General features: G+C 34.2%; 20 protein-coding genes. 19 read left to right on the top strand and 1 reads right to left on the bottom strand.

All coding sequences use genetic code 11. The features are described 5' to 3' along the window. The first annotated feature begins 106 nt into the window (after positions 1–106). The 3 genes from N4A40_14480 (at position 107) to N4A40_14470 (ending at position 4,008) form a co-directional block, all read left to right on the top strand. Positions 107–1,939 (top strand): sigma 54-interacting transcriptional regulator, encoded by a 1,833-nt coding sequence (locus N4A40_14480; protein ID MCT4663061.1) that lies wholly within the window; start codon positions 107–109, stop codon positions 1,937–1,939. A gap of 125 nt (positions 1,940–2,064) precedes the next feature. Beyond that, the gene (locus N4A40_14475) at positions 2,065–3,348 is read left to right on the top strand and encodes an L-serine ammonia-lyase, iron-sulfur-dependent, subunit alpha (protein MCT4663060.1); all 1,284 of its coding nucleotides are present in this window, start codon (positions 2,065–2,067) and stop codon (positions 3,346–3,348) included. Between the two features lie 18 nt (positions 3,349–3,366). After that, positions 3,367–4,008, top strand: a complete 642-nt coding sequence (locus tag N4A40_14470; protein ID MCT4663059.1) for a hypothetical protein — start codon at positions 3,367–3,369, stop codon at positions 4,006–4,008. Between the two features lie 173 nt (positions 4,009–4,181). Here N4A40_14470 and N4A40_14465 read toward each other — a convergent pair whose 3' ends face one another. Continuing rightward, complete coding sequence (locus N4A40_14465; protein MCT4663058.1) at positions 4,182–5,528, bottom strand: MATE family efflux transporter; 1,347 nt, start codon at positions 5,526–5,528, stop codon at positions 4,182–4,184. Positions 5,529–5,743: 215 nt separating this feature from the next. Between N4A40_14465 and N4A40_14460 the strand changes: the two genes are divergently transcribed. The 16 genes from N4A40_14460 to N4A40_14385 all read left to right on the top strand — a co-directional run bounded on the left by N4A40_14460 (position 5,744) and on the right by N4A40_14385 (position 22,606). Next, a complete protein-coding gene (locus N4A40_14460) occupies positions 5,744–6,319 on the top strand; it encodes a TetR/AcrR family transcriptional regulator (protein MCT4663057.1) in 576 nt (191 codons plus the stop codon). A 171-nt stretch (positions 6,320–6,490) separates the two neighbouring features. Beyond that, positions 6,491–7,465: a UDP-glucose 4-epimerase GalE gene (galE, locus tag N4A40_14455; protein ID MCT4663056.1), complete on the top strand. Its 975-nt coding sequence runs from the start codon at positions 6,491–6,493 to the stop codon at positions 7,463–7,465. Between the two features lie 96 nt (positions 7,466–7,561). Continuing rightward, on the top strand, positions 7,562–8,188 hold the full coding sequence (locus N4A40_14450; GenBank protein ID MCT4663055.1) for an HAD family hydrolase: 627 nt from the start codon (positions 7,562–7,564) through the stop codon (positions 8,186–8,188). Positions 8,189–8,302: 114 nt separating this feature from the next. Next, positions 8,303–9,568, top strand: a complete 1,266-nt coding sequence (locus N4A40_14445) for an MFS transporter (protein ID MCT4663054.1) — start codon at positions 8,303–8,305, stop codon at positions 9,566–9,568. Positions 9,569–9,619: 51 nt separating this feature from the next. Next, positions 9,620–10,186, top strand: coding sequence for a helix-turn-helix domain-containing protein (locus N4A40_14440; GenBank protein MCT4663053.1), 567 nt, complete (start codon positions 9,620–9,622; stop codon positions 10,184–10,186). Between the two features lie 106 nt (positions 10,187–10,292). After that, entirely contained in the window at positions 10,293–11,408 is a 1,116-nt protein-coding gene (locus tag N4A40_14435) for an HD-GYP domain-containing protein (GenBank protein MCT4663052.1), read from the top strand. A 106-nt stretch (positions 11,409–11,514) separates the two neighbouring features. Continuing rightward, the gene (gene larE, locus N4A40_14430) at positions 11,515–12,336 is read left to right on the top strand and encodes an ATP-dependent sacrificial sulfur transferase LarE (protein ID MCT4663051.1); all 822 of its coding nucleotides are present in this window, start codon (positions 11,515–11,517) and stop codon (positions 12,334–12,336) included. Between the two features lies 1 nt (position 12,337). Continuing rightward, positions 12,338–13,120, top strand: coding sequence for a nickel pincer cofactor biosynthesis protein LarB (larB, locus tag N4A40_14425; GenBank protein ID MCT4663050.1), 783 nt, complete (start codon positions 12,338–12,340; stop codon positions 13,118–13,120). Continuing rightward, positions 13,113–14,057 (top strand): LarC family nickel insertion protein, encoded by a 945-nt coding sequence (locus N4A40_14420; GenBank protein MCT4663049.1) that lies wholly within the window; start codon positions 13,113–13,115, stop codon positions 14,055–14,057. The genes larB and N4A40_14420 overlap by 8 nt, the downstream gene beginning before the upstream one ends. 26 nt (positions 14,058–14,083) lie before the next feature. Then, positions 14,084–14,491, top strand: a complete 408-nt coding sequence (locus N4A40_14415) for a LarC family nickel insertion protein (protein MCT4663048.1) — start codon at positions 14,084–14,086, stop codon at positions 14,489–14,491. A gap of 185 nt (positions 14,492–14,676) precedes the next feature. Continuing rightward, on the top strand, positions 14,677–15,762 hold the full coding sequence (gene xylF, locus N4A40_14410; GenBank protein MCT4663047.1) for a D-xylose ABC transporter substrate-binding protein: 1,086 nt from the start codon (positions 14,677–14,679) through the stop codon (positions 15,760–15,762). Between the two features lie 179 nt (positions 15,763–15,941). Further along, entirely contained in the window at positions 15,942–17,483 is a 1,542-nt protein-coding gene (locus tag N4A40_14405; GenBank protein MCT4663046.1) for a xylose ABC transporter ATP-binding protein, read from the top strand. Continuing rightward, positions 17,473–18,606, top strand: a complete 1,134-nt coding sequence (gene gguB / locus N4A40_14400) for a sugar ABC transporter permease (GenBank protein ID MCT4663045.1) — start codon at positions 17,473–17,475, stop codon at positions 18,604–18,606. The genes N4A40_14405 and gguB overlap by 11 nt, the downstream gene beginning before the upstream one ends. A 158-nt stretch (positions 18,607–18,764) precedes the next feature. Beyond that, a complete protein-coding gene (locus N4A40_14395) occupies positions 18,765–19,712 on the top strand; it encodes a substrate-binding domain-containing protein (protein ID MCT4663044.1) in 948 nt (315 codons plus the stop codon). Beyond that, positions 19,699–21,123, top strand: coding sequence for a histidine kinase (locus N4A40_14390; GenBank protein ID MCT4663043.1), 1,425 nt, complete (start codon positions 19,699–19,701; stop codon positions 21,121–21,123). Before N4A40_14395 ends, N4A40_14390 begins: the two co-directional genes overlap by 14 nt. Then, positions 21,116–22,606, top strand: a complete 1,491-nt coding sequence (locus N4A40_14385; protein MCT4663042.1) for a response regulator — start codon at positions 21,116–21,118, stop codon at positions 22,604–22,606. Before N4A40_14390 ends, N4A40_14385 begins: the two co-directional genes overlap by 8 nt. Positions 22,607–22,657: the final 51 nt, after the last annotated feature.

The raw sequence follows: 22,657 nt of genomic DNA, 5'->3' as shown, positions 1-22,657 counted from the left end.
TATAAAGTACTTTTTTGATGAGAATAGATTAGAAAAAATAGGGTACAAAACAACCTGTGTAGATCAAATTAAAATTAGCTAATTTAGCTGTGTTGGGGGGATTCACATGCAACTAAAGGAACTTTATGAAGATGTACAAAACATATCCGAGGCGATATCAAGTGTTATAAAAGTAGATGTAACAATAATAGATCATAATCTAGAGCGTATAGCTGGAACAGGAAGGTACAAAGAAAAAATAGGAGAGTCAGTTGGAATAAAGAGTGCTTTTGGATATGCACTAAAAAAAGCAAAGGCATACATAATAGAGGACCCAGGAAAAAACTTTGTATGTGATGAGTGTGAAAAGCGCGGACATTGTACTGAATTTGCAGAGGTGTGCTGTCCTATATTGATAGAAAATGAAGCTATAGGTGTAATAGGGCTAATTGCTTTTGATGAGAATCAAAAAGAAAGAATTTGCTATAACCAGAGAAACTTGATGTATTTTTTGAAAAAAATGGCTGATTTGATTTCATCAAAATACTTAGAATTGAAACAATCAGAAGTCAACAAAATATTGCTGAAAGAGCTAGAAGCTGTGTTGAACTCTGTAGAGGACGGTATAATAGCATTTGATTATGAGGGAAAGGTACTACATTATAACAATAAGTTCGTGAAATTATTGCATGTAGATGAAGCTGTTGCTGAACGTAGCAATATGAAATCTTTCTTTAAAGATTTAGACATAGAAGAAATTGTGAAGAAGACAAATTATACAGAGAAAAAAGCTTTTGAATATGATTATGGTGATAAAGTTTTTAGAGGATATTACGAGGCAAAATCTATTTGTCAGAAAGAGAAAAAACTTGGAGTATTGGTGACTATAACGAATACAAAAGATATGCTAAATATGGTAAACAACATAAGTACAGGCACATTAATTACTAGAATTGATGATATAAAAGGCCAGAGCACATGTATGACTAAGGTAAAGGATAAGGCTATTCAAGCTGCCAAATCGAATTCTACAGTGCTTATACAAGGAGAGAGCGGTACAGGTAAAGAACTATTTGCTAGAGCAATACATTTTCACAGTCATAGAGCGCAGAGACCATTTATAGCAATAAATTGTGCAGCTATTCCAGAACAACTATTAGAAAGTGAATTGTTTGGATATGAATCGGGTGCATTTACAGGTGCCAAAAAGAGCGGGAAGGCAGGAAAATTTGAATTAGCACGTAAGGGAACATTATTTCTAGATGAAATCGGAGATATGCCTCTTCACTTACAGACAAAACTTCTAAGGGTGTTGCAAGAAAAGACTATAGAAAAAATAGGAGGAACGTCTAGTATCCCTATAGATATAAGAATAATAGCAGCAACTAATAGAGATTTAGAAAAGCAGGTAGCAGAAGGTGCATTTAGAAGTGATTTGTACTATAGATTGAATGTAATACCAATAAAAATACCACCACTTAGGATGAGACCTGATGATTTAGATGAACTCATAGATTTTGGATTGAAAAAATTCAATGATAAACTAGATAAACAAATAACTAAAATAAGCGATAGAGCTAAAATGAGTTTGAAAAAACATGCATGGGAAGGAAATGTAAGAGAACTTGAGAATGTACTAGAATATGCTATAAATATGTGCAAAAAAGATAAAATAGATATAGAGGATTTGCCGAGTAAATTTAGAGGAGTAGATAGTCAAGAGGAAGTATATGTACCACAGACACTTGATGAATTAGAGAAAAGTGCTATAGAAAAAACTATGAATATATATGCTAATTGTCCTAAAAAAGTAGAAGAAGCTGCAAAAGCATTGGGAATCAGTAGGGCGACACTTTATAGAAAATTAAAAAAATATAAAATGATCGAAAACGAAGAGTCTCATATTGAGACGAAAAAAGAGCAAAAAGAAGAAGAAATGATAGAAATAATCTCATATTGAGACGAAAAAGGTCGGAAAAAGTCTCGTTTTGAGACTTTTTTTGTACGGATGGCTTATTTGAGCGATTTGTTAAATGGCACGCTATTTGCAAGTATATAAAAACAAATATATGCGGAGGTGCCATTATGAATAGAAGCGATATGATATTAGAGACACTAAAGAGAGAAGTTGTTCCAGCAATGGGATGTACTGAGCCAGTAGCGGTAGCGCTAGCGTGTGCAAAGGCAAAAGAGCTAAAATACGGAGTAATAGAAGATATATCAGTTAAGGTTAGTCCAAATATATACAAGAATGGATTAGCGGTAGGAATACCACATACAGAAGAAGTCGGTTTATTTATAGCAGCGGCTTTGGGGATAATAGCAGGAGATAGTGAGAAAAATCTAGAAGTACTTAGTGAAATAGAAGACCGTGAAGTTGATAGTGCTAAAGCACTTTTGAAATCAGGTAAATTGAGTTTAGATATAGCGGATACTGATGAAAAAATATATATAGAAGTAGTTTACAAAACTAACGGAGGTAGCTCTAAAGTTATAATACAGGGTAAGCACAATAATTTTACATATATAGATGTTGACGGAAAAGCTTTAGTTGATGATAGAGTAGAAAATTCTACTACTAATAGTTCAAAAAACTTGTTGTATACATTGCCAATTCGTGAGATAATTCAAGTAGTAGAGAGTATGAACGGTAATGATTTAGAATTTATGCTAGATGGATTTGAGATGAATGAGCGTATTGCCAAAAAGGGTTTAGAGAGTAAATTAGGTATGGGTGTTGGCTATGGACTTCAGGCAAATATAGAAAAAGGTATATTGAGCGACGATTTACACAATATAGCTATGGTACTTACTGCAGCAGCATCTGATGCTAGAATGTCAGGTACAACACTTCCTGTTATGAGTTCAAATGGAAGCGGGAACAATGGGCTTACAGCGATATTGCCATTAGTAGCGTATTCTAAAAAAATAGAGGTAGACGATGAGCGTATGGCGAAATCACTTGCCATAAGTCATCTTATAAATAGCTATATAAAAAATTATATAGGAAGATTATCGGCTATTTGTGGTTGTGGAGTAGCGGCAGGTACAGGAGCTGGTGCGGCATTAGCATGGCTTATGGGAGCTAGTTATGATCAAATTGATGGAGTAATAAACAATATGCTAGCGAATACTAGCGGTATGGTTTGCGATGGAGCAAAAGTTGGATGTGCGTTGAAGTTGGCTACATCTGCTTCGGCAGCAGTTCAATCAGCCTTACTCGCACTAGAGGGAAGTATAGTACCTATGCACAATGGGATAGTCGGAGAAACAGTAGAAGAAACTATAAGAAATCTAGGAATAGTATCTGATAAAGGAATGAGAATTACAGATAGCGTCATCCTTCAAGTCATGAGGGAGATGCAATAAGACTAGGGGGAGAATTCTATGGCGGAGATAAAATTTCATTTAGCAAGTGCAAATAGTAAACCAGTTACTAAATTTAATCTAGACAAAAAGTTTAGTAATCACAAATTTGGAAGAGAGATATTCAAAAAAAGTCCACAGGAAAGCTTGATGGCACTAAAACAAAAATTAGAGGAGCGGATTACAAAGATACAAGAAGGTGACTCGCCAACTGAAATAAAGCAAGAACTCATTAAAAATTTGAAAAGTCAGATAAAATTGTTGGATTTGCGAATGGAAGAGCAGCACCGTCAGAAGATAAAACAAGAAGAAGAAAAGATAAAGAAAAAAGCTCGCGAAAGACAGATTGAAAAAGCCGATTCAAAAGAGGAGGTTTCTGAAATAGAAATGGAAGATATGATTCAAAATATGGGAGCATATCAAAGTGCTGCTAAAAAAATGGCACTAGGACATGGTATGAAGCATAGCGCTAAAATTTATAGAGCAGAAGCAAAGGTCGGTAGATATTTTGACGAATCGAAGATAGAGAAGGCAGAAGAAGTCGAGATGAAGCAAACTAAAGTCGAAGCAGAATCATTAAAAGAGCTTAAAAACATAAATGATAGAAAAAAAGAAATTGAAAAAGATAGGAAGAAAAAAGAAGAACGTATCAATAAAAATTAAAAGTGTAAAAATATGCCTAGTTGCTATTTAAATTATCTCCAAAATAAAAATTTTGAGGGGTAACTTAAAACGCTAGGCATATTTTTTATTGAAAATTATCAGAGCAAAGCATTGCAGAAACTTTTTTGCAATTTGAAAGCGTAGAGCCACTATGGCTTTGACCTAGTAGTGGATTAAATTATTTTTTTCTGCCATCTGCCAGTTTTAAATATAGAAAAACCAACGATGCAAATTATCGCATTGCTTAAAACCATAGCGTACCAAACTCCATTTGATTCCCAAGCAGTAAATGTCTTAAATAATATTATAAGAGGAATTCTAACTAGCCACAATCTGCCCATAGTTATAATCATTGCTGATTTTGTATGACCAGAACCTTGAAATACTCCTATTAGAATTTGGAAAAAACCCATCAAAGGAAGTCCGGCAGATATCCAATGCAAATAATTTGTGGAAAGATCAACAATGTGCTGACTTTCTGCGAATTGCCTAACTATACTCTCTGACAATAAAAAGATTGTACATCCACCAATTACTAAAAAAACAGTAGAGAGAATAGCACTTTGCTTTATGGCTTCCTTTGCTCTAGGTAGATTGTCGGCTCCTAGATTCTGACCGATTATAGGAATTAAAGCATTGCCAATTCCCATCGCAGGCATTAGCACTAGTGAATTTATTCTATTTCCTATACCAAAAGCTGTTATAGTACTATCACCATATGATATTATGAAGAAATTAAGTACTGAGAAACCAAGTGCCGCAGTAGATTGACCTATAGAAGATGGCAATCCAATTCTTAGTATTTCTTTTAATAAAATCCTATCGGGTCTCAAATCATTTATGTGAAGCTTATGTTCTGATGTTGATTTGAAAAGAGTTGAAATAGCATATATAGCAAATATACCTCTTGCAAGAACTGTTGCATATGCAGCCCCTGCAATTCCAAGATTAAATACAAATATAAAAATAGGGTCAAGCAGTATATTTAGCCCAACGGAAAGCCCTCCTATAATCATGGGCTTAAAGGTATCGCCAAACCCCTGTCGTATAGAGTTATATGAAAACATCAAAAACATAGTGGGCATACCAGCTAATATTATTTTCAAAAACGTAGTTGAAGCATGATAAATCTTGTCTTCAGCTCCAAATAAACTAACTAAAGTTGGGGCTAATAAATATCCAAGAATACCAAATATAATAGAAAAAACAATTGAAAAAAATATCATTTGACCAGATATTTTAGTTGCTTTATCATAATCTTCAGATCCTATATATTGAGAAATTAGAGTAGAACCTCCAGCTGCTATACCGAGCCCTAGAGCCATTACAAAAAATATTACAGGCCATACAAGTGTTATAGCTCCTACATATATCTCATCTATTTGACCTACGAACCAAGTATCTGTCAAATTGTATATAGTTTGTATGAGGTTATTTAGCATTATTGGGGCGGCTAATGTAAGTAGAACTTTGTTCATATTTCCACTTAAAATCATTTGTCTTTTGTCGGATGAATTCATAAAAAAGCTCCTTTCAAAGTCATCGTATGGATGAAATTTACAAGTTATGCTATTAGTTTACAACAAAACTATTTTACATTCAAATGTTAAAAAGTGTTAATAAAGAGTAAAATAATTTTAAAATATAATGAAATGGATTGACATCGCGTTTTATCTTTGTTATTATGAATTTGTGATCGCTAAACAGCGAGAAAAAACATAAAAGGAGTGCTAGTATGCCAAAGATTATAAAAAATATTGAACAAAAAATCTTTAATGCTGCTTTTGAGCTATTTGGAACAGAAGGTTATAGAGGGGTAGACATGAAGTCAATTGCTCAAAAAGCAGGAATCGGCGTCGGAACCCTTTACAACTACTATCCAAACAAAAAAGAATTATTTTTAAGTGTTCTTGAAAGTAGCTGGGAAGATACGATTCTTAAAGTTAGTCAAAACTTGAGTCCGAAGTATTCAGCTCGAGAAAATATTAAGAAATTTGTCGAAGTATATTATGGGGAAATTGAGAAGAGAAAAGGTATGGGCAAGGTAGTTACCAGAGAAAAAGACTTCAAAAACCATAGGGATTTCTTTAAAAAAGTACAAAAAAGATTGGCAGATGTTTTATTTAAAAACATACATGCAGGTCTAGATGATCATATTTTGATGGAAGATACTAGATTAGGAGATGCATTAGCAGTAGTAGTAAATATGAATGCAGATTTATATCCAGATGAAAAAGAAAGAAATATAGAATTTTTATATTATTTACTTTGCAAGATTCTATTGAAATCAAATCAAATAGCTAAGTTATAGGATTAGAAAACAAATAGGAACCAACGACCTTGTGCGGCGAGTTCCTTTTTTTTGCTCTAAATCATAAAATACGGAAAAATTTTATTTCAAAATTCATCGTAGTTTAATCATATTTTAACGTCAAACATGTACTATATAAGTATAAATAGTAAATGACTAGGAGGCGAATTTATGATTTTAGTATGTGGTGGAGCAGGATATATAGGCAGTCATATGGTTAGATTGCTAAATAATAGTGACGAAGATGTAATTGTAATAGATAATTTAGTAAATGGACATGTAGAATCAATTCCGGAGGGAGTTAAATTTTGCAAAGGAGATCTTAGAGATGAAAAATTTCTAGATAAGATATTTTCGGAAAATGATATAGAATCTGTAATTCACTTTGCTGCTTATTCTATAGTGCCACAAAGTGTAAAAGAACCTATAGACTACTATGAAAACAATGTCTATGGTACAATGTGCCTATTGAGAGCTATGGTAAATCACAATGTAAAAAAAATAGTATTCTCATCTACGGCGGCGGTTTATGGAGAGCCAAAAAACATTCCGATAAAGGAGACTGACCAAACAGAACCTACAAATACGTATGGAGAGACAAAACTTGCAATGGAAAAAATGTTTAAACGACTTGAAATAGCACATGATATAAGATATATTGCACTCAGATATTTCAATGTTGCTGGTGCAGATGCTAGTGGAGAAATAGGAGAAAGTCACAGTCCTGAAACACATCTCATACCACTTATACTACAAGTTCCACTTGGAAAGAGAGAGAAAATATATATTTTTGGCGATGATTATGAAACTAGAGATGGCAGTTGTGTTAGAGACTATATTCATGTAATGGATTTGGTAAAAGCTCACAAATTAGCACTTGGTAAGCTTAGAGATGGAGGAAAGAGCGATGTCTACAATCTAGGTAGCGGAGAAGGTTTTAGCGTAAAAGAAATGATAGAAGCTGCTAGAAAAGTTACAGGTCATCCGATACCAGCAGAGCTTGCGCCGAGAAGAGCTGGAGATCCAGCGACACTTATTGCTTCCTCAGATAAAGCAAGAAATGAATTGGGATGGAAACCTAAATATGAAAATGTAGAGAAAATGATACAAACAGCTTGGAACTGGCATAAAAATCAGAGATACTAAATTAGAAGTGATATTTAAAACAAATTATTAATACAAAAAGTAAGTAAAGAAAGAGATGTTAAATCATCTCTTTCTTTTAGCAAAGGGGAGAAATAAATGTACAAATGCATTATATTTGATGTTGATGGAACACTTATAGACACAGAGTCCGTGATACTTAGAACATATCAAGAACTTATGAAAACGAAGAAAAACAAACACTATGAGATCGAAGATTTAAAATTCACTATGACTATGACTGGAGAAGATTCATTTATAGCCTTAGGTTTTGAAGATATGGACGAAGCAACTAATGACTTCAATGCGATACTTATAAATCATTTAGATGAACTTATTCCATTTGATGGTATGTCAGAAACCATAGAAAGCCTTAGAGAGAATAATGTATTGCTAGGAGTGGTTACATCGAGAGTGCATGATGAATTGGTAGCTGATTTTGACAGAGCATGGCCTGATAACTATTTTGAAGCAATAATATGTGCAGATGATACAGATCATCATAAGCCACACCCGGAGCCACTTGAGCTATTTTTTAGAGCAACAGGAATAAGAAAAGAAGAATCTGTATATATCGGAGATACCCACACAGATGCTAAATGTGCTAAAGCTGCAGGTGTAGATTTTTTATTAGCTGGTTGGGGAGCTGGAGATATGCAAGATGAATCATATACAAGAATTGAGACTCCAGCTGAAATACTCAAATACGTAAACGTATCGAAATAAAAAATAAGCAGAAACACCATAATTTGTTACGGAAATGAAAAATATCACTTGACAAACTTATACCCTAACGTTAAAATATTTATAACGATAAAAATAATTTAATGGGGGTTGTTTATGTCAGGGAGAATAGGGTTAAAGAAAAATTGGAATTTCAAAAAGGTTTTAGGAGCGACACTGATAAGCAGATTTGGTGATGCAATAGATAGTATTGCGATAAGCTGGCTAGTATATGTGCTTACTGGATCGAAATTATTGATGGGAACACTATTTGCACTTAGCTATGTCCCAAATTTGATAATGACACCTATAGGTGGAGTAGTGGCGGATGTATTTCCTAAGAAAAAAACAGTTGTTTTAGGTGATTTTGGAAGAGGAATATTAGCAGTCTGTTTGGGTCTAGCTTACTATTTTCAAGTACTAGAAGTTTGGCATTTGATAGTATTTACACTTTTAAATTCGACGTTTGAATCGTTTTCAGAACCTTCAAGGGGTGCATTGTTTCCACTCTTAGTTGACAAGGAAGACATAGTTTCTGCTAGGGGGATGAGCTCTACAATTCAGACAATAGGGACACTTGGTGGATTAGGTGCGGCTGGAATGATAATATCGTTTATTGATATATCAGGAGCTATATGGGTAGATGCTGCAACGTTTTTTGCATCTGGATTATTGGTTTCTATAATAAAATTAAATGAAAAAATAAATAAAGATGTGAAATTGGATTTTAATAAGACCAAGCAATTGATGAAAGAAGGAGCTATTTATGTCAAGGGGAGAAAAGTGCTCATGTATTTTGTCATGGCAGCTGCATTTATAAATTTTGCATTTGTACCATTTAATGTGCTTAGACCAGTATACGTAGATGAAGTATTAAAATCTGGCGCAGCAGGATTAAGTCTTACTGGTATGGGGCTTATGTTTGGAATGTTGCTTGGAGGTATATTAGTAGCAAAACTAGGTTCAAAATTAAAGATAGTTCAAACTATTGGGCTTGGAATATTTTTTGTAGGCTTAGCTTATGCAGCACTTGCAATTCCAAATTTTGTTGAGTTTTCACCAAATATAGCGCTTTATTTTGCAATAGGTGATTGCTTGCTATTTGGTCTATGTATACCATTTATACAAGCGCCATTGTCAGGGTATCTTATGAAAACAACAGATCCAGACAAGATGGGACGAGTGATGTCTATACTAAATCTTATAAACTTAAGTACAGTTCCAATTGGCGGATTTTTAGTGGGTGCGCTAGGTGAATATTTTTCAGTGTCGACTCTATTTATGATAATGGGACTTATGAGCACATTAGGCGCAGTGCTATTTATAGTAAATCCTACCATCAAAAAAGAATTTAAAGAAGATGAGATAAAACAATCTGCCTAGTAAATTGTAACAATATAAAAAATGATGTATAATGGGTGCGAGGTGATTAACATGGGCGGAGTCCGTCAAATAGAAACAGATGAAGAAATAAAAATTGTTTCAGATCCATATCGCATGAAAATTATATCTACATTTTCGAGGATGAATAGACCTTCGACAGTTAAAGAAATTGCAGATAATATGGGAGAAGTGCCGGCAAAAGTACATTACCATGTGAAGAAACTTTTGAGTATAGATTTATTAGAATTGGACCATACCGAGACTATTAACGGTATAATTGCCAAATATTATAAATTGACAGCTGAGAGATTTGAAATCAAATATAAAGATGAAGATCAAGTCAACGTCAAAAATCTAGATTCTCGTTTGAGAGTTGTTATGACAGTAATTGATAGTTTTAAACAGGATTTTTACGATATGTACGAAATAAGGAAAAAAAATAAGGTAAAAGGGGAGTCAGGAAAAGCTATGATTAGTCAGGAAAACATATATGTGACTCTTGAAGATCTAGAAGACTTTTACCAGGAAATAGAGAAATTCATGGAAAGTCATAGAGAGAAAAAATCAGAGGAACAAAGGGAGTTTAGTTTATTTACTGGATATGTTCAAAAAGATTAAAATATGATATAATATTAAAGAACTACTTATTAAGTGGTTCTTTTATTGTATATTAGGGATGAATGGTGTTAGGAGAATTAATATCCTAAAGAAGTAGGTGGTAAAGATGAGAATAAAACCTATAAATTCGGTCAAGCCAGGAGATTGCTTGGGAAGAACATTGTACAATGCTCAGGGGAAAGCTATGCTACATGCTGGGGCAGTTTTAAATGCTGTTATTATAAAGCGAATTAGGGATCATGGATATTTGTCACTATATGTCCAGGATGAGTTTAATAACGATTTGGAAGACGTCGTTCGACCAGAAATCAGACAAAAGGCGATTAATGTTATAAGAGAAAGTTTTGACAGTTTTGAAAAATATGTCAAGTACATAAATAGTGGAATAAAAGTAAACAAAAAGTTGATGGCAAAGCTTCGAAATGAATTTGCCGAAAAGGTAGACCATATAGGTAAAGATTTAGTAGATGAGGTTCTAAGTAATAGAGACGTTTCTATAAATATAGTAGATATAAAGAGTATGGACAGCTATACTTATCAGCATTCGGTAAATGTATGTGTATTATCTGTTGCGCTTGGAATAGAGATGGGACTGAACAAATATCAATTGAATGATTTAGCGGTAGGTGCGCTATTGCACGATATAGGAAAGACGTTTATACCTATGGAAGTTTTGATGAAGCCAGGACGATTGACTGATGAAGAATTTGAACAGATTAGAAGTCATTCGCAATTAGGGTATGATTACTTGAAGAAAAACATTATGCTCTGTGGTTTGTCAAAAATCATAGTTCACCAGCATCATGAGAGGCTTGATGGAACTGGATATCCTAGAAAACTCGAAGGTGATCAAATACATAGATATGCAAAAGCTGTGGCTATTTGTGATGTCTATGATGCACTTACATCAGACCGAGTGTACAAAAAGGCTGATTCACCTGGATTTGCACTTGAATATATAATGTCAAATGCAGGGATACAATTTGACAAAGAGCTTTGTAAGCTTTTTTTCAAGAGAATAATACCGTATCCAGTTGGAACACTTGTCCAATTGAGCACGGGAGAAAAGGCCATAGTTGAGAGACTGAATAGATTTTTGGCGCTTAGACCAGTTGTACGAGTTATAGATACAGGTGTTGTCTATGATTTAGAGAAGGTCAGAAATATAGTTATAAAAGGGCCGAATAGTGGAGAAATTAACAATCGAAGTATGGAGATATGATAGAAGTGATTCACTTCTATTTTTTTCTTGCTAAAAATTTGAAAATTTGATACAAATAAAAGGGGAGAGATTTCCCAAAATACAATATATAGAAAGAGGTTTTTGCGTGAATATCCAGGAAAAATATGAAAAGCTAAAAATGATTTTGAGAGAAATGGGCGAGATTGCAGTAGCTTATTCTGGTGGAGTTGACTCGAATTTTTTGGCAAAAGTAGCAAAGGATGTTCTCGAAGAACGAGCAATCGCAATTACTATGATTGCCCCACTTCACTCTGAAAGTGAAATGGAAGAAGCTAATGAATTAGCTAAACAAATAGGAATTAGAAGAATTATAATCAGGGAAAATGTATTGGAGCAGAATGTATTCAAAGAAAATCCAGAAGATCGCTGCTATCATTGTAAAAAACTTATATTTTCTATGATAAAAAAAGTGGCAGAATCGCAGAATATAGCATATGTAGCAGATGGATCTAATATGGACGATATGGGAGATTATAGACCAGGGCTTAAAGCTATAAAGGAATTAGGGGTCAGAAGTCCTCTTAAAGAAGCGAATTTAACAAAACAAGAAATTAGAGAATTATCTAAACAGCTAAATCTTCCTACTTGGGATAAACCTGCATTTGCCTGTCTTGCAACTAGATTTCCCTATGGAGAAACAATAACAAATGAGGGGCTTAGAGCTGTTGAAATGGCAGAAAATTATTTATATAAAGAAGGATTTAAGCAATATAGAGTGAGATGTCATGGTAATTTGGCTAGAATTGAAGTCTTGCCAGAAGATCGAAAAAGATTTTTTGATCAAAAATACATGGATGAAGTTGCTCTAAAATTTAAGTCATTTGGATTTACCTATGTATCATTGGATTTACAAGGATATAGAATGGGAAGTATGAATGAATCCATAGAGACTAGTGGGGGGAATTAGTATGGAAGAAAAGCAGATTAAAGAATTATTAGAAGCTGTGAAAAGTGGACAAGTAAATGTAGAATCAGCTATGGGAAAATTAAAGGATTTGCCTTTTGAAGATATAGGATATGCCAAAATAGATCATCATAGAAGTTTACGAAACGGATATCCAGAAGTAATATTTTGTGAAGGAAAGGCAATAGAGCACATAGTTGGTATAGTTGAAAGAATGCTTTTGAGAGACTGTAATATATTGGCAACTAGAGCTAGTGAAGACGTATTTGAAGCAGTTTCAAAGATAACAGACCTAGCAGAGTATCACAAGCAATCTAAGCTCATAATTATAAGAAAAACTGAAATTCAAACCACAAGACACAAAATACTAATAGCGACAGGTGGAACTTCAGATATAGCAGTAGCAGAAGAAGCTGCTCTTACAGCTGAAATTCTAGGAAATAGTGTTGAAAGACTATACGATGTAGGTGTAGCGGGAATTCACAGGTTACTTTCAAATAGAGAGATGCTCGCTGAAGCAAGTGTAGTGATAGCAGTAGCAGGTATGGAAGGTGCACTGGCAAGTGTTGTAGGTGGACTGGTAGATGTGCCTGTAATAGCAGTTCCAACGAGTATAGGATATGGTGCAAACTTTGGTGGATTAGCCGCACTACTTGCTATGTTAAATAGCTGTGCGAGTGGAATCAGTGTTGTAAATATAGACAATGGTTTTGGAGCAGGATACTTAGCAAGCACTATGAATAGACAACTAGAACAAGCTTATGAGAGGGGAATGGAAGATGCCTAATACACTTTATATAGAATGTTTATCAGGAATCAGTGGAGATATGACTATAGGAGCTTTTTTGGATTTGGGAGTAGACCAAAAACTCTTTTTACAAGAACTATCAAAAATTAATATAGATGGATACAAAATAGAGATTCGAAAAGATCAAAAAAATGGAATTACAGGAACTAAATTTGATGTGATACTAGACTGTGATGGTGCACACGAGCACAGTCATGACCACGACCATACACATGGACACAGTCATGACCACGACCATGCACATGAACACAGTCACGGCCATACACGCGATCACGACCATACACACGATCATGACCATACACACAATCACGAACACACACATGATCATGACCATACACACAATCATGAACACGGACACAGCCATGATCATTCTCATGGAGATCATCATCACGAGCATAGAAATTTGGAAGCGATAAATGCAATTATAGAAAAAGCAGAACTATCAGAGCGAGTAAAAAAACTTAGCAAAGAGATGTTTTTACATGTAGCAAAAGCAGAGGCTAAAATACATGATAAACCGCTTAATGAAGTTCATTTTCACGAGGTTGGAGCGGTGGATTCTATAGTAGATATTATAGGTGCGGCTATATGCATTGATTTACTGGATATAGATGAAATTATAGCTACGCCAATTCATACAGGAACAGGATTTGTCAAATGCGCACATGGTAAAATACCAGTACCTGCACCTGCAACACTAGAAATACTTAAAGGAATGCCAGTATATTCAACTGGAATTCGAAGTGAACTAGTAACACCAACAGGAGCAGCTATAGCGAAAACATTGGTACAAAAATTTGATGATAGACCAGAGATGAGTATCGAGCGAGTGGGATATGGACTTGGAACAAAAGATTTAGAAATATCGAATTTACTCAGAATGAGTATAGGTAAAAAAAAACAAGTGAGATACTAACTATAATAGAGACAAATATTGATGATATGAATCCTGAATTTTACGATACATTGATGGGAGAATTATTTGAATTAGGTGCATTAGATGTATACACTACACCTATTATGATGAAAAAAAATAGACCAGCAAATAAACTGAGCGTATTGGTTAAAAATGAAGATTTAAAAATCGCAAGTGAAAAAATACTTAGAGGAACTACTACATTTGGAGTTCGGTATTATGATGTAAATAGGACTATACTAGATAGAAAGTTTGAAAAAATAGATACAAAATACGGACAAATTAAAGTTAAAATCGGAATTTTAGATGAGGAAATATTGAAAGTAGTCCCAGAGTATGAAGATTGTAAAAAAATAGCAAAAGCTCATAGATTAAGCGTTATAGAGGTTTATAGATTAGCGCAGAGTGAAGCTTTAAAGATATTTGTAAAATAAAGCAAGGAAAAAATCAACTATTATTTTGTTGTCATGACAAAATAATGCTAGTTGATTTTTTTTTGTTCAAAATGGGTAATATAATGCATGAGTAAGATAATATTTTATGTAAATGATTTGATATACTATGTGCAAGAGGAAAACCATTTCCTAAAAGTTTGTACGATAATGAGGGAGGATGAATCATGAAATTTAACAAAATGAAGAAATTTTTAGTATTATCTTGTGCAGCAATTATGACAGTAGGTATGTTAGCAGGTTGTGGTGAAAAGAAGGAAGAACAAACAGCATCTACACCAGCAGAAAAGGACACTATCGTCGTAGGATTCTCTATGGACACACTTAAAGAAGAGAGATGGCAAAAAGACAGAGACACACTTATGGCATTAGCTAAAGAGTGGGGTGTAGAGATTAAGATTCAAGCAGCTAATGGAGATGACAATAAGCAATTGTCACAGGCAGAGAACTTAATTGCTCAAGGCGTTGATGTTCTTATGGTAGCACCTCATAATGCAGAGGTAGCAGCTTCAATCGTTGATAATGCTCATGCAGAAGGTATTCCAGTATTATCATACGATAGACTTATTAAAAACTCAGATGTAGACGTTTACGTTTCATTTGATAACGAAAAAGTAGGGGAATTGCAAGCTAAGTATATAACAGGCATAGTGGATTCAGGAAACTTTGTTTATATAGGTGGAGCTCCAACAGATAACAACGCTCACTTATTTAAAAAAGGTGCTATGAACATATTGCAACCAATGATTGATGAAGGGAAAATCAATTTAGTTTATGATCAAATGTCAAAAGACTGGCAACCATCAGAAGCTCAAAAACACATGGAAAATGCACTTACAGCAAATAGCAACAAAGTAGATGCAGTTATTTGTGCAAATGATGGAACAGCTGGTGGAGCTATATCAGCATTAGCAGAGCAGCAATTAGCGGGTAAAGTACCTGTAACTGGACAAGATGCTCAAGTCGGTGCACTTCAAAGAATTGCAGAAGGACAGCAAAGCATGACAGTTTACAAGCCAATTCCTAAATTAGCTGAAAAAGCACTTAGTGTAGCTATTCAATTAGCTAAAAAAGAAGACGTTGAAACTAACTCAGCGGTTAACAATGGAAAGATTGATGTTCCATCTGTACTTTTAGAGCCAGTTGTTGTAGATAAAGAAAATATCATGGATACTATCGTAAAAGATGGATACCATCCATATGAAGAAATCTACAAAAACGTACCAGAGAGCGAAAGACCAGAAAAGAAATAGAATTATTAAATTAAATGCGGGGGAGTCCCCCTCCCCTCAATGTGGATTGGATGCTATTTTGAGAAAAATAGCTTCCAATCTTTTTTAAGAAATTGAGGAAAGGACATAGAGATGAGGCTATGGTTTTTCCTGAATGACATAAAGAATAGGGGCTATGTGATATTAATGGAGGGGAAAAGATGAGTGATTATATTTTAGAAATGCGAAACATCACCAAAGAATTTCCTGGTGTAAAAGCACTAGATCACGTTAATTTTGAAGTATCTAGAGGCGAAGTACACGCTCTATGTGGCGAAAATGGAGCTGGAAAATCTACACTTATGAAAGTTCTAAGCGGAGTTTATCCATATGGAACTTATGATGGCGACATAGTTTTAAATGGCGAAGTTCAGCAGTTTAGACACATCAAAGATTCAGAAGAAAAAAAGGTAGCAATAGTGTATCAAGAATTAGCACTAGTACCGCAAATGACAGTGGCAGAGAATATATTTTTGGCGAACGAACCACTGAAATTTGGAAAGACCACTATAGACGATGACAGATTAAATTATATGGCAAAGCAATTATTAGATAAGTTAGGTTTGGATTTATCTCCAGATACGAAAGTAGGTTCACTAGGGGTTGGCCGACAACAATTAGTGGAAATAGCTAAAGCACTTTCAAAAGATGTTGAGCTACTAATATTAGACGAACCTACAGCAGCACTTACAGATTCAGAGGTAGAGACATTATTTAGAATCATTGGAGAGCTGAGAGAAAAAGGAATTTCATTTATAATAATAACTCACAAGTTAGAAGAAATATTTGCTATAGCAGATACAGTTACTATACTTAGAGATGGTCAAACCATATCAACTCACAATATTGACGAATTAGATGAAGATGCAATTATTCAAAAAATGGTTGGTAGAGAATTAGATGAAAGATATCCAAAGATAGTTCACAAGGGAGAAGAGACAGTATTAGAGGTCAAAAACTTTACTGTAAAAGATCCATCGAATTCTGGAAGAATACTAGTTGACAACGTAAGTTTTGAAGTGAAGAAAGGTGAGATACTTGGCATTTCAGGACTAGTTGGGGCTGGTAGAACAGAACTAGTAATGGGGATATTTGGAGCTTATCCTGCATATAGTACTGGAGAGATATACCTAGATGGTGAACAAATCAAAATAAAATCTCCAAAGGATGCTATCGAAAAAGGACTAGCATTAGTAACAGAGGATAGAAAGGGAAATGGACTTATACTAGATCAGAGTATAACTATAAATACTACACTTCCTGCGCTATACAAATGCATGAACAATGGTGTAATAAATGATAGCAAGGAAATCTACCATACAAATAGATATGTAGAAGAATTGAAGACTAAAACACCAACAATAGAGCAGAAACTTAAAAACCTTTCTGGTGGTAATCAGCAAAAAGTTGTTTTAGGTAAATGGCTAATGACGGATCCAAAGGTGCTCATATTAGATGAACCTACTAGAGGAATCGATGTTGGTGCAAAATACGAAATCTACAATATAATGAATCAATTGGTAGAGCGAGGCGTAGCAGTTGTGATGATTTCATCTGAATTGCCGGAAATACTAGGTATGTCAGATAGGATACTTGTCATGCATGAAGGACAGTTTAGAGGAGAGCTTTATTATGGAGAAGCTACTCAAGAAGATGTTATGTATTTCGCAACAGGAAGGAGACGTGTAGAAAGTGAAAACTAATCTAAAAAATATAGATGTAAGAAAATATACTATGATGATTGCCTTGGTGGGAATACTAATACTATTCACATTCTTGGATAGCTCAGGAACATTTCTGAGTGCTAGAAATATGTCAAATTTAGTTAGACAAATGGCTGTAACAGCAGTACTCGCAATGGGTATGTTCATGATATTAGTTGATCTTCATATCGACTTATCACTTGGATCATTGGTTGGATTGACAGGGGGAGTTAGTGCAATACTCATGTACCAATTCAATATGAATCCTATAATTGCAATACTACTTACTATAGCACTTGGAGCACTATGTGGTGTGTTCACGGGAACTTGGGTAAACAAGGGTGTACCTGCATTTATTGCATCGCTAGGTGGAATGCTTGCTTATAGAGGGGCTATAATGGGGCTATCTAAGGGTCAATCGATACCAGTTAGCAGTGATACTTATAGATTTTTAGGAACAGCTTATTTACCAACAACAGTAGGCCTTGTAATAGGTATCGCAGCAAGTGTTGTTGTAGTTATGATGATATTTAAGAAGAGAAAAGAACGTCAAGATTTTGGTTTTAAAGTAAGACCAATGGTTGGAGAAATAGCATATAGTGTAATTTATGTAGTAAGTATAATGGGATTTGTATTCTTAATGAACTCATACAAAGGTATTCCAATGCCTATATTCATAGTATTGATATTAGGGTTATTACTTAGTTTTGTTACTAAGAAAACCAGATTTGGTAGACAGGTATTTGCAATTGGAGGAAACAAAGAAGCGGCTAAACTTTCTGGTGTAAACATCAAGAGAAGAACACTTCAGATATTTGTTATTTCAGGAGTGATGGCCTCGCTTGCAGGTATACTTCTTACAGCAAGACTTGGAACTGCAACAACAGATGCTGGTAATAGTTTCGAATTAGACGCGGTTGCATCGTGCGTAATCGGTGGAACTTCACTATTAGGTGGAGAAGGAACTATAATGGGTGCTATACTAGGAGCACTTGTAATGGCTACTATAGACAATGGTATGAGTATATTAAATACAGAGTCTTATTGGCAGCTTATAGTAAAAGGTTTGATCTTGATAGTGGCAGTATTTGTCGATATCAATTCAAAAAATAAAGCAAAGTAACCTTTCCTCAAGAAGGCTCTCTACGTGCAATTGCAGTAGAGGGCTTTTGCTATTTTTGATTATTAGGATTATATAGAAAAAAATGGCAGAAAAAAGCACTGAGATGGGTATAATAAAATAAAATACTGATTTAGAAATAAACTTAAAAGAGGGATACTATGAAACGAAGAATAGTTGTATTAATGGGAATCATGGCTATACTTACGATAATAACATTTGCCATGCAGCCAAGATTTTATACATCTCAGGAACAAAAAGAATATATTCAAACTGGAGATTATCACTTCATACTAATACTTAAAGAAAAAGATTCTTTTTGGCAAGATGTAGAGAAGGGTGCTAGGGAATATGCAAGGGCAAACAATATCACATTGTCAGTACTAAAACAAGATTACTTTGAAAAAGAAAATATTTATCAAATGATGGATAGAGCTATAGAGTCAAATCCAGATGGAATAATGGCTTATGGACTCAATAGTGAAGAGAGTGAGAATCTTATAAATAAAAGTATAGAACTAAACATACCATGGATTTGTTTAGGTGAAGATGTGCTAAAGAGCAATAGGAGTGGATACATAGGTATCAATGACTATTATGTGGGTAAACTGATGACTCGAAAAATGATAGATCATATAAACTACTATGGAGATTTGGCAATAGTTATGAATAGTGAGGAGAGTAGTTTTATACTTTCTGCGATAAAGGAAATGACAAATGAGAGGAAATACGTAAACGTAATTGAAACAGCATATATAGATATGAATAGAGTAAATACGTACAAGATAATAGAAGATATAGTGCAAAGAAATCCAGAGCTGAAAGGAATAATATGCACTGATCCTTATGCAACTTATGTAGCCGGGCAAGTTATTGTAAGGCTAAACAAAGTTGGTCAAATAAAAATTGTAGGTATAGGAGAACTAGAGGAAACACAGAGATTTGTGGAAAAAGGAGTAATTCAGGGTGCAGTTATGAGAAGTCCAGTTATTATGGGCGAAAAAGCAGTTGAGACAATGCACGATATGAAAAAAGATGAATTGGTAAATGATGCTATATTTATAGATGTAAGTTATTTTGAAGGGGGCATACATGATGAAGATGACTAGGCCTCTAACGATAAGAGAAAAGGTTATTATAAGTTATATGCTACTTATAATGATTTTAGCATGGCTTATTGGAAATCTGCTCTATTCAAATTATACGCTAGCTCAGAGCTACAATGAGCTAATGGGAGATTTAGTAGATTTAAACAATATTAGTCAAGAGATAGACAATAGCATGGAGAGTATAGATAGGTTACTTCTGACACGTTCGACTGTATATATTGACAGATATTACTCACACATGTACGATGCTGGTGCTGAAATGGTAGTATTTGAGAATGGAAATATAAGTGAAGAAAATTACTATAGAATGAAAGACTTGAGACAGCTTATGGTTAGCTATCAAGGCTATTGTGAAAAAACATATACCATAGCACTATCAAGTAATGATGAAAGGTATATAGAAAACTACAACGATGCTCAGAGAATATATGGATACATGAAAGCCCTTATACAAGAAACATATGATGGTATATCCGAAAAAGGATTTAGCAACTATGAGCAAATGGAAAATTACAATAATCTTATGTGGTGGATATTCACTATACTTTTTGTGATAATGGTTTTGGGCGCATCGGTATATGCATATGAATTTTCAAAAGAAATCACAAAGAATATTCACGAACTGACTGAGGCATCGAAGAGAATATCAAAAGGATATTTCGATCTCGTAGAGCTAAAGGGAACACCAGATGAGGAAATAAGCATACTAGCGGGAGCTTTTAACAAAATGGTTATAAATACAAGGAGGCTTATGCATGAGATACAGAGAAAGGCTGATTTAGAGAAAGAGGCTCAATTTAAAGCTCTTCAAGCTCAAATAAATCCTCACTTTTTGTTTAACACATTAAATGTGATAGACAAATTAGCACTAATAGAAGGTGCAGATAGAACCTGTGAACTTATAGAATCCCTTTCTGATTTACTCAGATACAATCTAAGAAGAATAGATGCACATGTAACATTACAAGATGAGATATACAATATTAGAGAATATGTAAATATACAAAAGGCAAGATTTAGCGATAGACTTGAATATATAGAGGACATAGATGAAAATTTATTGCCATACACATTGCCAGCGCTGAGTCTACAGCCGGTAATAGAAAATGCTTTTAAACATGGACTTGAAGGGAGCGAAGAAAAAGGAGAAATCCGATTGACTATAAAAGAATTTAATGAGAAAATCATCATAGAGGTATGGGATAATGGCAAAGGTATAGACAAAAGCGTACTTAGTGGTGAAAAAAAGAGTACATCTAAGGGGCACACCACTGGTATTGGGGTAGATAATGTAAGACAGCGTTTGAATTTATATTTTAAGGAAAAAAGTCAATTTATAATGGAAAATCATGAACAGGGAGCAGTTGTAAAAATGATTATACCAAAGGTAAGGGGAGAGGGTTATGTATAAACTACTTATAGCAGATGATGAACCTTTAGAGAGAGAAGGCATACGGGTAATAATAGAGAAATACACGGAGGATATAGATCTAGTAGGAAAGGCTAAAAACGGAAGAGAAGCGATAGAACTTACTAGAAAATATATGCCAGACATAGTATTTTTGGACATAAAAATGCCGGGAATAGATGGAATTGATGCAGCTAGAGAAATAAAGTCGATAAACCCAGATATAATAATATATATTTTGACAGCACACGATTACTTTGAATATGCAAAAGAAAGTGTGGCTATAGGAATTAACGACTATCTGCTAAAACCAGTTAGAAAACAGATTATAGTAGATAAATTAGAAGAGGCAAAAAAACTGGTAGATCAAAGGCAAAATGAAAAAAATGAAAGCTTGAAGATGAGAGAAGTACTAGGTGGAGCAAAGGATCTCATAGAAAAGAGAATGGCACACATAGTACTAGAAGACTTACTTGAAAAAGATGAAGCAGCGAAGCACCAAATAGAGCTATTAGAGTTAGATTTTAAAAACTTTTGTGTTCTCGCTATAAAATGTCAAGAGTCAACAGATTATCTAGAACTATATAACGAAGTAAAGTCTATTTACAAAAGAAATGACCAAAATTTAGTTTCGCTATATAATGATTGTGTATATTTGATATTAGCAGAAAATGAAGCTGACGAAATTGACTTACAAAATTTAGCTCTTAAAAGTGCAGAAACAGCATACAAGAGGCTTAAAAGAGCTGGATACAATGTAAAAATAGGTGTTGGATTTGGAGATCACTATAGTGAACTTAAGGAAACACTCATAGAGGCTAGAAAAATCCTTAGAAAAACAGATAAAGAAATCACAATAGTTCATGAGAGTATAGTTATAGAATCAGAAGTAAATGAAAAATTGAATGAGAAATTGTCACTAGTGAAAAAAATTCAGAGAGGAGACTTCATAGAAGAAGAGAGTGTAAAAACACAAATAGACACCTACTTTGAAGAAAGATGGAGATTTGAATTATTTGAATTACTAGTGATACTTCGAGATAGATTCTATGCTTATAAAAAGAATGTATATTTTGATGAACCCATAGACTTAATAAAAAAAGACGAAGATATGGAACTCATAAAACAATCATTCTACAGAGAAATAGAAAGGTATAGAAAAGATATTTTGTCTATAAATGACAGAATAATATTGTCTTCAAAGCAATACATCCGAAATAATTATGGAAGTGATATCACACTTGAGAAAATAGCACAAAAATTTGCGATAAGCCCTCACTATTTTTCGAAATTATTTAAACAAGAGACTGGAAAAAACTTTATAGAATTTTTAACTGAAGTTAGAATACAAGAAGCGAAAGAAAGACTCATGAATGGAACATCTATAAAAGAAGTGGCAATAGATGTCGGCTACAAGGACCCTAATTATTTTAGCAGGGTATTTAAGAGAGTTACAGGAGAGAGACCTAGCTCTTATAGCAAATAGATTGACAGACTTTTCACGCCTCTAGCGGAGAATAGATTTTTTATGTATAAT

It is taken from the genome of Tissierellales bacterium (assembly GCA_025210965.1).
Classification (GTDB): Bacteria; Bacillota; Clostridia; order Tissierellales; family JAOAQY01; genus JAOAQY01.
This window is presented reverse-complemented; position numbering and strand designations above follow the sequence as displayed.

Coding starts and splice junctions, on each gene's coding strand:
- N4A40_14480 (MCT4663061.1), top strand. CDS start 107: ATGCAACTAAAGGAACTTTATGAAGATGTACAAAACATATCCGAGGCG.
- N4A40_14475 (MCT4663060.1), top strand. CDS start 2,065: ATGAATAGAAGCGATATGATATTAGAGACACTAAAGAGAGAAGTTGTT.
- N4A40_14470 (MCT4663059.1), top strand. CDS start 3,367: ATGGCGGAGATAAAATTTCATTTAGCAAGTGCAAATAGTAAACCAGTT.
- N4A40_14465 (MCT4663058.1), bottom strand. CDS start 5,528: ATGAATTCATCCGACAAAAGACAAATGATTTTAAGTGGAAATATGAAC.
- N4A40_14460 (MCT4663057.1), top strand. CDS start 5,744: ATGCCAAAGATTATAAAAAATATTGAACAAAAAATCTTTAATGCTGCT.
- galE (MCT4663056.1), top strand. CDS start 6,491: ATGATTTTAGTATGTGGTGGAGCAGGATATATAGGCAGTCATATGGTT.
- N4A40_14450 (MCT4663055.1), top strand. CDS start 7,562: ATGTACAAATGCATTATATTTGATGTTGATGGAACACTTATAGACACA.
- N4A40_14445 (MCT4663054.1), top strand. CDS start 8,303: ATGTCAGGGAGAATAGGGTTAAAGAAAAATTGGAATTTCAAAAAGGTT.
- N4A40_14440 (MCT4663053.1), top strand. CDS start 9,620: ATGGGCGGAGTCCGTCAAATAGAAACAGATGAAGAAATAAAAATTGTT.
- N4A40_14435 (MCT4663052.1), top strand. CDS start 10,293: ATGAGAATAAAACCTATAAATTCGGTCAAGCCAGGAGATTGCTTGGGA.
- larB (MCT4663050.1), top strand. CDS start 12,338: ATGGAAGAAAAGCAGATTAAAGAATTATTAGAAGCTGTGAAAAGTGGA.
- N4A40_14420 (MCT4663049.1), top strand. CDS start 13,113: ATGCCTAATACACTTTATATAGAATGTTTATCAGGAATCAGTGGAGAT.
- N4A40_14415 (MCT4663048.1), top strand. CDS start 14,084: ATGAATCCTGAATTTTACGATACATTGATGGGAGAATTATTTGAATTA.
- xylF (MCT4663047.1), top strand. CDS start 14,677: ATGAAATTTAACAAAATGAAGAAATTTTTAGTATTATCTTGTGCAGCA.
- N4A40_14405 (MCT4663046.1), top strand. CDS start 15,942: ATGAGTGATTATATTTTAGAAATGCGAAACATCACCAAAGAATTTCCT.
- N4A40_14395 (MCT4663044.1), top strand. CDS start 18,765: ATGAAACGAAGAATAGTTGTATTAATGGGAATCATGGCTATACTTACG.
- N4A40_14390 (MCT4663043.1), top strand. CDS start 19,699: ATGAAGATGACTAGGCCTCTAACGATAAGAGAAAAGGTTATTATAAGT.
- N4A40_14385 (MCT4663042.1), top strand. CDS start 21,116: ATGTATAAACTACTTATAGCAGATGATGAACCTTTAGAGAGAGAAGGC.